Source organism: Rhodococcus sp. 14-2483-1-2 (assembly GCF_002259405.1).
Lineage (GTDB): Bacteria > Actinomycetota > Actinomycetes > Mycobacteriales > Mycobacteriaceae > Rhodococcoides.
In genome coordinates this window covers 105,261-116,998 of the sequence record NZ_NPFW01000003.1, presented here as the reverse complement: position 1 = coordinate 116,998, position 11,738 = coordinate 105,261, and the positions used below count along the sequence as shown (strand labels likewise).

At 62.5% G+C, this 11,738-nt stretch carries 10 protein-coding genes; 7 read left to right on the top strand and 3 right to left on the bottom strand.

The window, feature by feature from the left end; genetic code table 11:
- Positions 1–22: 22 nt before the first annotated feature.
- A complete protein-coding gene (locus CH295_RS02425) occupies positions 23–1,216 on the bottom strand; it encodes a PrsW family intramembrane metalloprotease (RefSeq protein WP_094633303.1) in 1,194 nt (397 codons plus the stop codon).
- Positions 1,213–1,839, bottom strand: coding sequence for a hypothetical protein (locus tag CH295_RS02420; protein ID WP_141216934.1), 627 nt, complete (start codon positions 1,837–1,839; stop codon positions 1,213–1,215). Before CH295_RS02420 ends, CH295_RS02425 begins: the two co-directional genes overlap by 4 nt.
- Positions 1,840–2,451: 612 nt before the next feature.
- On the opposite strand from CH295_RS02420, the gene CH295_RS02415 reads away from it, so the two are divergent.
- The 7 genes from CH295_RS02415 (at position 2,452) to CH295_RS28410 (ending at position 11,233) form a co-directional block, all read left to right on the top strand.
- Positions 2,452–6,180 (top strand): nitrate reductase subunit alpha, encoded by a 3,729-nt coding sequence (locus tag CH295_RS02415; protein ID WP_252341874.1) that lies wholly within the window; start codon positions 2,452–2,454, stop codon positions 6,178–6,180.
- Positions 6,180–7,844 (top strand): nitrate reductase subunit beta, encoded by a 1,665-nt coding sequence (gene narH / locus CH295_RS02410; RefSeq protein ID WP_094633306.1) that lies wholly within the window; start codon positions 6,180–6,182, stop codon positions 7,842–7,844. Before CH295_RS02415 ends, narH begins: the two co-directional genes overlap by 1 nt.
- Positions 7,841–8,488, top strand: coding sequence for a nitrate reductase molybdenum cofactor assembly chaperone (narJ, locus tag CH295_RS02405; protein ID WP_094739682.1), 648 nt, complete (start codon positions 7,841–7,843; stop codon positions 8,486–8,488). The genes narH and narJ overlap by 4 nt, the downstream gene beginning before the upstream one ends.
- Before the next feature lie 4 nt (positions 8,489–8,492).
- Positions 8,493–9,239, top strand: a complete 747-nt coding sequence (gene narI, locus CH295_RS02400; protein WP_094739681.1) for a respiratory nitrate reductase subunit gamma — start codon at positions 8,493–8,495, stop codon at positions 9,237–9,239.
- Positions 9,236–10,456, top strand: coding sequence for an MFS transporter (locus CH295_RS02395; protein ID WP_094739680.1), 1,221 nt, complete (start codon positions 9,236–9,238; stop codon positions 10,454–10,456). The genes narI and CH295_RS02395 overlap by 4 nt, the downstream gene beginning before the upstream one ends.
- A 156-nt stretch (positions 10,457–10,612) precedes the next feature.
- Complete coding sequence (locus CH295_RS02390; RefSeq protein WP_141216933.1) at positions 10,613–11,104, top strand: hypothetical protein; 492 nt, start codon at positions 10,613–10,615, stop codon at positions 11,102–11,104.
- 3 nt (positions 11,105–11,107) lie between these two features.
- Entirely contained in the window at positions 11,108–11,233 is a 126-nt protein-coding gene (locus CH295_RS28410) for a hypothetical protein (RefSeq protein WP_288143171.1), read from the top strand.
- A 115-nt stretch (positions 11,234–11,348) separates the two neighbouring features.
- Here the strand turns inward: CH295_RS28410 and CH295_RS02385 are convergent, their stop codons facing one another.
- Positions 11,349–11,714: a hypothetical protein gene (locus tag CH295_RS02385; RefSeq protein WP_094739678.1), complete on the bottom strand. Its 366-nt coding sequence runs from the start codon at positions 11,712–11,714 to the stop codon at positions 11,349–11,351.
- Between the last annotated feature and the right edge of the window lie 24 nt (positions 11,715–11,738).

The following is an 11,738-nucleotide window of genomic DNA, read 5'->3' as shown; positions in this document are numbered from 1 at the left end:
ACCGGTTCTGTTCGATTGTCGGTCAGCCGGCCTTGACGCGCAGACGCTCGACCTCCGAGCGAGAGTGACGCACGGCCTCGGTGTCGGCTCCCTTGCCGTCGGCAAGGTCGTGGGCGAGGTCGAGAATCGCGCGCCGAAGGTGCTTGCGTGCTCGACGGGACTTGTGATGGGGCGCGGACTTGATGAACGCCTTACGCGCCTTCTTCTCCAGGATGCCATCCACCTCTGCGTCGGTCACTGTCCCCGCTTCGACCTCGGGGGCGAGGATGTCGCGGACGAACTCGTATTCACGCGGCGCTGCGCGTCGAAACGCGATGGTCAGTACGGTGAAACCGAGAACGAGGGAGGCGATCATGACGGGGAACGTCAGGATGCCTCCCTGGCCCAGGCCGGTGGCGTCGTCCCAGGTGAAGTGCAGAAACATGCCCAACAACACGAATGCCAGTCCGCGCCCGATCCGGCGTGGCTGGGCCGCGGTGCCGATGAGGTAGATGACACCCGAGCAGACAAGGGCGCTGAAGAGGGGGTGCGAGGCGAAGCTGACCGCGATACGGGTGAACGACATCGACACGGCCTGACCGACCGGATCGGTACCGAACGCCCGTGCGGTGGAGTTGGCGGCATATTGGAAGTCCTCGAAGACCGCGAACCCGAGTCCGATGAACGCGCCGACGATCAAACCGTCGTTTGCGGTGCGGATCAAGCGCGGGGCAAGGCCCATCAGGAGTACGAATCCGCACAGCTTTGCAGCCTCCTCGGTGAATGGTGCCGCGGCACCCGCCGCCCAGTCTGCAACCCACTCTTGGCCGAACAACTTGGTGTAGATGCCGAGCAACGCGTTGTTCGCGGGCAACGCGAATGCGAAGGTGGCCGCAACAGCGCCCCACAGGAGCGCGGCGACGATGAGGCGGCCCGGTTGACGTTCCCACCGGTCGATGTGGCGGAACCAGGCGAACCACGCCAGACCGCACAGTCCGCAGAGAACCGCCGCTGCCACGAATCCATCTGCGTAGAACCCGGCCGTCGGTTCGAAGAAGGACCACGTCTGAAAAACGCCGAATCCGACCAGCAGCACGTACACCCAGAACGAGAGGTTGTGAGGTTGTACGAAAACGAAGCGCTCACCCCAACCGGAGACCTCGAGAGCCCGAGCCTGTCGTCGCCGGGCGTCGGGGCTCACGCCATGCGTCGTTGCGTTCGTGTCGGTCTCGCTCATGAGTTGTTCCCCTCTACGGTCCGGATGCTCGCGATCATGGTTTGGATGGCGTCGTTAGCGGCCGTCATCTGAGCCGGAGGACCGTATGCGGCGATCTTCAGACCGGTGCCGTCGAGAACGAATGCGGCAACGACACCGTCGCCGTTCACGCTGCCGTACGGCTGAGCGACCCCGGTCTCTCCGGTGAGCGTTGTGAGGGTGGTGCGGTTTCCGTCGACCCGGAAGGTCGGGTCGTCGGTGCGGGACGTGACTTTCTCGACCTGATCCAACAGTGCGTCGGGAGTGCCGTCGAATGTGTCCGTCGAGATTTCGAAGGACACGCCGCTATCGGAGATGGTGGCGTCGCCGTGTCTGCGCCCGTCGTCGGTCACGCGGAAGCCATCCTCGACATTCCAGCCGGTGGCCGGGGTGAAAACGATGCGGTCGCTGATCGCGAGTTGCTCCCCTGCGAGGACGGGGTCCTCCAAATCGATGGCTGCGTCGACACGCGGTATCACGAAGATCATGATGATGAAAACCGCGACGACGAAGAGCGCCGGTGGAAACGTGCGTCGATCGAGTCCGAGCACGCGATGCTCCGGCGGCACCCGATGTTTGTGTGTCGCAGCGTGAATCTGTGTCACGGGTACTCCTTGGCCCTGATTGGTGTTCATGTCTTCACGGACCTTGTGGTCGATGAAGTCCAGAAATACGCGATGAACAGTCTCGGTACGATTTTGGACCCGGGCGTGTGTCGGTGCGAACCAATAAACTTCGAGAGTAAATCTGGTTTCCTGGTGCGATTGAGTTACAGTGCCGTACCCGGCATCGCCGGCAGGCTCAGGACGCGGGCGCGTTCCCGTTGTCCGCGCTGCCCGTGAACAGCTGAGTGAGCAGGGCAAGAAGGTTCAGTTCGAGTTCGCTGGACGAGAACATACGAAGGGCTCCTCTGTTCGAGTGAGTGTGAGGCAACCATTCGTAGTTGCATCGGTGTTTTATTGATATCAAGGCAGGTGCGTATCCGCTACAGCACCGGTCGAAAAAAACCGAAAGTACATTTGGATACAAGAAACCAGAACATCGCCTACGTTCTCAGGCTGATATTGCTCATCAAATTCGATATGACGAGGCCAGTCCCGTTCCAGGACTGCGTCATTGCCGTGACAATGCGTAATACAATTAAGAATTTAGGTGCGGGGACTCGAATTTCGATAAAAGCGTCTGGCTCAGCCGTCGTTCTTTGTACGGTGAAGAGCATGTCCCGGCCAATGGATATCAAGTCGAATGCCGTTCAGGGGGATGCAGCCAAGGCTCTCCTAAACGTCGGCAAGTTCTTCACTCGCTGGGATGAGAGTGACGACGGCCGGATGGTCTTTCGTGAGGGTGGCCGAGCAGGTGACGTGTTCTACCGCGACCGGTGGAGTCACGACAAGGTCGTTCGATCCACCCACGGCGTCAACTGCACCGGTTCCTGTTCGTGGAAGGTCTATGTCAAAGACGGCATCATCACGTGGGAAACGCAGGAGACCGACTATCCGTCGGTCGGGCCGGACAGCCCCGAATACGAGCCCCGTGGGTGCCCTCGTGGTGCTGCTTTCTCCTGGTACACATACTCACCCACGCGTGTTCGGCATCCCTATGCCCGTGGGGTACTGGTGGAGATGTACCGGGCCGCGAAGGCGCGTCTCGGTGACCCGGTGCTTGCTTGGGCGGACGTGGTCGGTGATCCCCTGCGTCGGAAGTCGTATCAGCAGGCACGCGGCAAAGGCGGGTTGGTACGCGTTTCATGGGACGAGGCGATCGAGATCGCGGCTGCCGCGCACGTTCACACCATCAAGACGTACGGTCCGGATCGCTGTGCCGGATTCTCGCCGATCCCGGCGATGTCGATGGTCTCGCATTGCGTAGGCACCCGCTTCGTTCAGCTCATCGGCGGCGTGATGACCTCGTTCTACGATTGGTACGCCGACCTGCCGGTTGCCAGCCCGCAGGTCTTCGGAGACCAGACCGATGTTCCCGAATCCGGCGATTGGTGGGACGCCACCTACTTGATGATGTGGGGATCGAACGTTCCCGTCACGCGTACTCCTGATGCGCATTGGATGGCCGAAGTACGTTACCGCGGAACCAAAGTCGTCACCGTGAGTCCCGACTACGCCGACAACAGCAAGTTTGCCGACGAATGGCTCCCGGCTCAGGCGGGTACCGACGGCGCGCTCGCGATGGCGATGGGACACGTCATCCTCACCGAGTTCTTCGCTCGGAGATCGGTGCCGTTCTTCGACGACTACATCAAGACCTACAGTGACCTTCCGTTCCTCATCCATCTCGACGAGCACGACGGTGCCTACGTGCCCGGAAAGTTCGTCACCGCAGACGAACTCGCGGCATTGCCCGACGGCGCTGCCACCGAAGACGACGTCTGGAAGACGGTCGTACTCGACGGGCGGACCGGAGACCCAGCGGTGCCCAACGGATCGTTGGGGTTTCGGTTCTCGGCATCGGGAGAGGGTCGCTGGAATCTCGATCTCGGCACGATCACGCCCGTGATCACCCTGCACGGACGCAGCGGGACCGAGAACCTGGAGATACTTCTTCCTGCATTCGATGCCCCCGATGGTTCGGGCAGGGTACTGCGGCGCGGAGTCCCGGCGACCCGGATCGACGGCGCTCTGGTCACCACGGTCTTCGACCTCATGTTCGCGCAGTACGGCGTTGCCCGTGACGGAGTACCGGGAGAGTGGCCCACCGGTTACGACGACGTCGAGGTGCCGTACACACCCGCCTGGCAGGCCGAGATCACCGGTGTTCCGGCCGAGGCCGCCGTCCGTGTGGCTCGCGAGTTCGCCACCAATGCAATCGATTCCGGCGGGCGCTCGATGATCATCATGGGTGCAGGCATCTGCCAGTGGTTCCACGGTGACGCCACGTACCGCGCCATACTGTCCCTGCTCATCCTCACCGGGTGCATGGGCCGCAACGGCGGAGGCTGGGCGCACTACGTGGGTCAGGAGAAGTGCCGTCCCATCACCGGATGGATCTCTCTCGCCAATGCACTCGACTGGTCGCGGCCGCCGCGGACCATGACCGGTACCTCGTACTGGTACATGCACACCGACCAGTGGCGCAACGACGGTTACTCGACGGCGTCGTTGGCCTCGCCGTTGTCGAAGAGTTCGATCACCCACGAACACACAGCCGACGCCATCGCGCAATCGGCGCGGATGGGGTGGATGCCGTTCTACCCACAGTTCGACCGCAATCCGCTCGATCTCGCAGACGAGGCGAATGCTGCCGTGGAGACCGGGGACGCGTCCACGGTCGGCAGTTTTGTTGCCGAGAAACTGCACGACGGCGGCCTCACCGCTGCGATCACCGATATCGACGCGCCCGAGAACTGGCCGCGCACACTGATTCTCTGGCGCTCGAACCTGATGGGCTCGTCGGCCAAAGGAAACGAGTACTTCCTGCGAAATCTGCTGGGCACCCACCACAACGTATTGGGCACCGAGAACCCGAACGCGCCGCGGCCGAACGACGTGAAGTGGCACGAGGAAGCACCCGAGGGCAAGCTCGATCTGATGGTGTCGGCAGATTTTCGAATGACGTCCACAACGCTGCTGTCCGACATCGTGTTCCCGGCTGCGACCTGGTACGAGAAACACGACCTGTCGTCGACCGACATGCACCCGTTCGTGCATGCCTTCTCACCCGCGATCGACCCACCGTGGGAAGCGAAGTCGGATTTCGATCTGTTCCACTTGCTGGCCGACAAGCTCTCATCTCTGGCAAAGATTCATCTCGGGGTGCGCCACGATCTGGTCAGCGTGCCGATGCAGCACGACACCCCCGGTGAGACGGCACAGCCGCACGGCAGGGTGGCGGACTGGCAGGGTTCGCCCAACCCGGGGACGCCAGGCAAGAATCTTCCGAACTTCGTTGTGGTCGAGCGCGATTACACGGCCATCGCGGACAAGCTGGCGGCCGTCGGACCACTGGCGGACACGTTGGGTTTCGCGGTCAAGAACGTGACCTACGACGTGGCCGAGCAGAGTGACCGATTGGCTGCGAGCAACGGCGTGATGCCGTCGGGTCCTGCCGAAGGGCGACCGGCCATCGACACGGACGTCAAGATGGCCGAGGCAATTCTCACCTATTCCGGTACGACCAACGGCGCGTTGGCGAAGGACGGTTTCGAGAAGCTACAGAAGCGCGTCGGGAAACGCCTCGACGACCTGGCAGCGGGCGCGGAGGACAAGCGCATCACCTTCGCCGACACCCAGCGCGGCCCGGTTCCCGTGCTCACCTCGCCGGAGTGGTCAGGGTCCGAGACCGGGGGTCGGCGCTACTCACCGTTCACCGTGAACATCGAGCGGCTCAAGCCCTTTCACACCCTGACGGGACGAATGCATTTCTACCTCGATCACGACTGGATGATCGACATGGGTGAATCGCTACCGATCTACCGACCACCACTGGACATGCACCGGTTGTTCGGCGAGCCGAGGCTCGGCCCCGACGGCGCGCAACAGATCACCGTCCGGTATCTCACTCCGCACTCGAAGTGGTCGATCCACTCCGAGTACCAGGACAACCTCTTCATGCTGTCGCTGTCCCGAGGTGGGCCGACGGCGTGGCTCAGTCCCGAGGACGCTGCCGCGATCGACGTGAAGGACAACGACTGGATCGAGTGCGTGAACGCCAACGGCGTCGTGGTTTGCCGTGCGGTCGTCAGCCACCGAATGCCGACCGGCGTCACGTATGTCCACCATGCTCAGGAACGAACCATCGATGTTCCCAAATCCGAAGCCACCGGCCGCCGCGGCGGCATCCACAACTCGGCCACTCGACTCTTGGTGAAACCGACGCATCTCATCGGCGGATATGCCCAGTTGTCCTACGCCTTCAACTATCTCGGTCCCGCAGGTAATCAACGCGACATGGTGGCCACCATTCGCAAACGTAGCCAGGAGGTGACCTACTGATGCGAGTGATGGCCCAAGTGGGCATGGTGATGAATCTGGACAAGTGCATCGGGTGCCACACCTGTTCGGTGACATGTAAGCAGGCGTGGACCAACCGTGCCGGCACCGAGTACGTGTGGTTCAACAATGTCGAGACCCGCCCCGGGCAGGGGTATCCGCGACGTTACGAAGACCAGGAGAAGTGGCGGGGTGGCTGGCATCTCAACGCCAAAGGCAAACTGCGCCTGCGCACCGGAGGCCGACTGCAGAAACTGCTCACTCTGTTCGCCAGTCCCGTTCAGCCCACGATCGCCGACTATTACGAGCCCTGGACCTACGACTACCAGACGCTCATCGACGCACCACTCGGTGACGACTTCCCTGTGGCCCGGCCGAAATCGCTGTTGACCGGCAAGGACACCAAAGTCAGCTGGTCGGCGAACTGGGACGACAACCTTGGTGGTGCAACGGAATACGGCGACCTCGATCCGATCGTCGCCAAGCTCCGCAGCGAATCAGAAGAGGCCGTCAAGTTCAGCTTCGAGCAGACCTTCATGTTCTACCTGCCGCGAATCTGTGAACACTGCCTCAACCCGTCGTGCATGGCTTCGTGCCCGTCGGGCGCGATCTACAAGCGCAGCGAGGACGGAATCGTCCTCGTCGACCAGGACCAGTGTCGTGGCTGGCGGCAGTGCATCACCGGATGTCCCTACAAGAAGATCTATTTCAACCACAAGTCGGGCAAAGCCGAGAAATGCACGCTGTGTTACCCGCGACTCGAGGTCGGCCAACCGACGATCTGCTCCGAGACGTGCGTCGGTCGGCTTCGATATCTCGGAATCTTCTTGTACGACGCCGACGCGGTGACCGACGCGGCGTCGACACCGGACGAGAAGGACCTGTACGAGGCACAACTCGATCTGCTCCTCGACCCCGAGGATCCGAGTGTGATCGCGGCGGCGCGCGCCGACGGCATTCCCGACGACTGGATCGACGCGGCCCGACGTTCCCCGGTGTACGCGCTGGCCAAGAAATACAAGGTCGCGCTTCCGTTGCATCCGGAATATCGCACGATGCCGATGGTGTGGTACGTCCCACCTCTGTCGCCGATCGTCGATCTGCTGGCCGAGCAGGGACACGACGCCGAAGGATACGGCACGTTGTTCGGGGCGATCGAGGCGTTGCGCATACCCGTCGAGTATCTGGCCGAACTGTTCACCGCCGGCGACACCGATGTCATCGACACCGTTCTCAAACGACTCGCCGCCATGCGCGCCTACATGCGCGATATCACCCTCGGCCGTGAGCCGAACGCCGACATCCCCGCTTCAGTTGGAATGTCGGAAGAGGAGATGTACGAGATGTACCGGCTCATGGCGATCGCCAAATACGAAGAGCGCTATGTCATTCCGACCGCTCACCATGAACAGGCCGCGAAACTCGACGAGATGGCCTGCTCACTGGACTACGAGGAAGGCCCCGGAATGTTCGAGTCCGGTGCCTTCGGTGAGGCCAGCGGTCGTCCGGCACCGGTGTCGGTGGAGACCTTCCACGCTCTCAAACACCGGCAGACCTCCGATACCGCGGCGGGAGCCGACAGTCTGGCCGGTCGAGTCAACTTGCTGAACTGGGACGGAAACGGCGTGCCGTCGGGAATGTTCCCCAAGAGTTCGGAGACGCCGTGAGGTGGCTGCGGGGTCGACGAGAAGTCGACCAACGGGTGATCTACCAGGCCGCAGCATGGTGCCTGACGTACCCGGATTCCCAGCTGTTGTCCCGAATCGGGTTGCTACGAGAGGCACTCGGTGAGCACCCCGACCGTACTGTCGCCGCGCCCCTGGAGCGTTTCGTCGACCACCTTGCGGGCTCGGATATCGACAAACTGCAGCGGGAGTACGTCGACGTGTTCGATCTCTCGAGCAAACGTACGTTGTACCTGTCGTATTGGACGGACGGAGACACCCGCCGGCGCGGATCGGTGCTCGGCGAGTTCAAACAGCGTTATCGTGACAGCGGTTATCTGGTCGATCTTCATGGGGAGCTACCCGACCATCTTCCGGTCGTGCTCGAATTCTGCGCCCGCGCCCAGCCGGCCACGGCGGTGGAGCTGTTGACGGTCTACCGCGCAGCGCTGGAACTCATTCGGTTGGGCCTGGTCGATCTCGGCACTCCGTATGCCGACGTGATGACCGCGATCTGCGCCTGCTTGCCGGGGGAATCGCCGACGGATCGCCAGTCCGCGCTTGCGCTCCGGGCGACGATTCCCATCGAAACGGTTGGCCTGGAGGCGTTCGATCCGCGACTGTTACCCATCGCCGAGACGAGGTGACAACGTGAACACAGTTCTGTGGGGCGTACTTCCGTATCTGGTTCTGGCGTTGCTCATCGGCGGTACCATCTGGCGCTACCGGTACGACAAGTTCGGGTGGACCACCCGATCATCGGAGTTGTACGAATCGCGGTTGCTGCGCATCGGGTCACCGCTGTTCCACTTCGGAATCCTGGTCGTCATCATCGGCCACGCCATCGGTCTGCTCGTCCCGGAGTCGTGGACCGAGTTCTTCGGGATATCCGAAAGTGTGTACCACCTGAATTCGGCATTCTTCGGATTGATCGCCGGTGTGTGTACTCTCGTCGGTCTCGTCATTCTCATCTACCGACGTCGACGCGTCGGGCCGGTGTTCATGGCGACCACACGCAACGACAAGGTGATGTACCTCGTCCTGACCGCGGCTCTGTTGCTGGGGTTCTACGTCACCCTCCTCGGCGCTGTGCCCGGCCAGGAAGGGGTGAACTATCGGGAGACGGTCTCGCCGTGGTTCAGGTCCCTTTTCTATCTGCGGCCGGATGTCGAGACGATGAGCAACGCGCCCATACGTTTTCACATCCATGTCCTCGTCGGAATGCTGGTGTTCGCCATGGTGCCGTTCACTCGGCTGGTGCACATGTTCACCGCGCCGGTGCACTACCTGTTTCGGCCCTACATCGTCTACCGCAGTCGCGACAGGCACTCGTCGCCAGGAAATCGCCAGTACCGGCCCGGCTGGGCCCCGGTCGGAACGAAGGATCGTGATCGATGAGCACTCCCGTCGAGACCCCACTCGATCGACGCGCGCAATCGCTGAACCTCGCTCTCGCAACACTCGCGTTCACAATCAGCTTCTGGGCGTGGAACCTGATCGGCCCCTTGGGTGTTCGATACGCGTCCGACATGGAACTGTCCGCCACCGCGAAGTCGGTGTTGGTGGCGATACCGATTCTGGTCGGCTCGCTGGGGCGCATCCTGACCGGTGCGCTCACCGACCGGCTGGGCGGCCGAATCATGTTCCCTATCCTGTTGCTGGCGTCGGTGCCGTTCGTCTTCCTCGTCGCTCTCGGCGGACACCTGGGCAACTACGCGATTCTGCTCGTGGCGGGATTCTTCCTCGGAATCGCCGGCACCTCGTTCGCGGTCGGAATCCCGTTCGTCAACGGTTGGTACGACAAGTCCCGCAGGGGATTTGCGACGGGTGTCTTCGGAGCCGGCATGGGCGGCACTGCGTTGTCGGCGTTCTTCACGCCGCGGTTCGTTGAGTGGTTCGGGTATGTGACCACCCATGCCATCATCGCGGTTGCCCTCGTTGTCACCGCCGCAGTCTGCTGGCTGTTCATGCGTGATTCTCCGCGGTGGTCTCCCAACCACGATGCAGTCGTACCCAAGCTTGTCGGGGCTGCGAAGTTGCCGATCACGTGGCAGATGGGCTTCCTGTATGCCGCCGCATTCGGTGGTTTCGTGGCCTTCTCGACGTATCTACCGACCTACCTGAAAGACGTGTACGACTTCGATCTCGCGGCGGCCGGCACCCGTACGGCCGGGTTCGCGATTGCCGCGGTCGTCGCCCGTCCCATCGGGGGTGTGCTGTCGGACCGCTTCGGTGCGCGCCTGATCACCGCGATTTCGTGCGGTGGTGCCGCACTGATGGCGGTCTGGATGATCACTCAACCTCCCCTCGAATTCCTCGCCGGACTGAACTTCGTGTTGACGGCCGTATTCATGGGCCTGGGTTCGGGGTCGGTGTTCAGTTGGGTGGCCAAGGAAGCGCCACAGGAGCGGGTGGGCTCGATCACCGGTATCGTCGGTGCCGCAGGCGGACTCGGTGGCTTCTTCCCACCGTTGGTCATGGGTGCCACGTACGACTCGGTCGACCACAGCTACACCATCGGCCTCGTTCTGTTGGTGGTCACCGCATTCGTGGCCGCGCTGTTCACGGTGTTCGGTGTGCGAGCGCGCAACACCGAAGAACGCCTGTCGACATGAAGTGGGCAGACCGCATTGCGCGAGATGTGACCTACATGTCGGGTTCCATCGGTACCAGCCAACCGAGGAGACGAATGACAATCCAGCAACACAACGGATGCCTCGACGGATCGGGGCATCGGGCCGTGACCCCATTCCACCTCGCGGCGGTGAATCATGTCGCGTGAGAGCAAAGCCAGGGCGGGGGCGCAGGCGGCCGTCGGTGGTGACCCGATTCTCGATGTGGCCCTTGCGGTTCCACGTGGGTCGACTTTCGCGGGTGCCGTGGGTATGGGCCTCGGTGCCGGTATCGGCGGCGGAGGTAACTCGACGACCGCATGGGAGATGGGTGGTCTGATGGCGGGGCGTGCCGGCGCGGCTCGACGCCAGAAGATGCCTCCGTCGGTGGTGCTCGCGATGTCCGAGACGACGCTGTATGCACTGGCGCGCAAGCGATTCGGACTGTTCGGATCGTGGAAGAAGTTGGGGCTGTTGACCCGGATTCCACGTTCGCACCTGACCGTGACGCACAAACGGCGCGGCACCGTTCTTCATTTGACGTTCACGGACACCACGTCCGGAGTGCCGCTCGAGGTCGAGACGACTCCGGTGGGAAACCTGGGTATCAACGACTTCCTGAAGCGTCTCGAAAGCACCACGCAGGATTGAGGAATGTACGTCGGTCGCCTCAGTGTGCGTGAGGTCGTGACCCCGCAGGTGTGGGCGCGCTACGGGCTGCCGGTGCGTTCGGTAGTCGATTTTTCGGAGTTGTACCGCGACGTCCGCCAGGTCGACTGAGGGTATTTCGCCGGAGCCCAGCCGGGACCGCCGCGTCTAGGTGAGCCGAATTGGCTGGCGCGCAGTCGCATCAGCTTTCGGACAACGAGAACCCTACGCGGACGGGTGGCGACGTCTATCGGCTTCCGCGATCCGACGGCGCATCGGCGGCCTCGTCCAACAGATGGTGCACTAGTCCCGTAGCGCGTAACCGCCGCAGCACCGCGGTTGCGCCGATGCGCTCGGCGCGGTCGCGGACTGCGGCGACCTCTGCGGCGTCGACGGATCCGGTCGCGGCCTGAATCCGCAGCGCGAGTGCGTCGGTTTCGACCGACCACGCGGCGAATCCCCGCTGCGCATGAGATTTGATCAGGGTTGCGCCCGGCTGCAGCGATGCGTGCCCTCGATGGCCGCGACAGGGCTGCCGAGTCGATGATTCCGAACAGGAGTGTGTGCCGGAGACGTCTCCGGCGACTATCGCTCGGGTCGAATGGGGAGCCACTGTCCTCGGTTTCACGCCACTCTC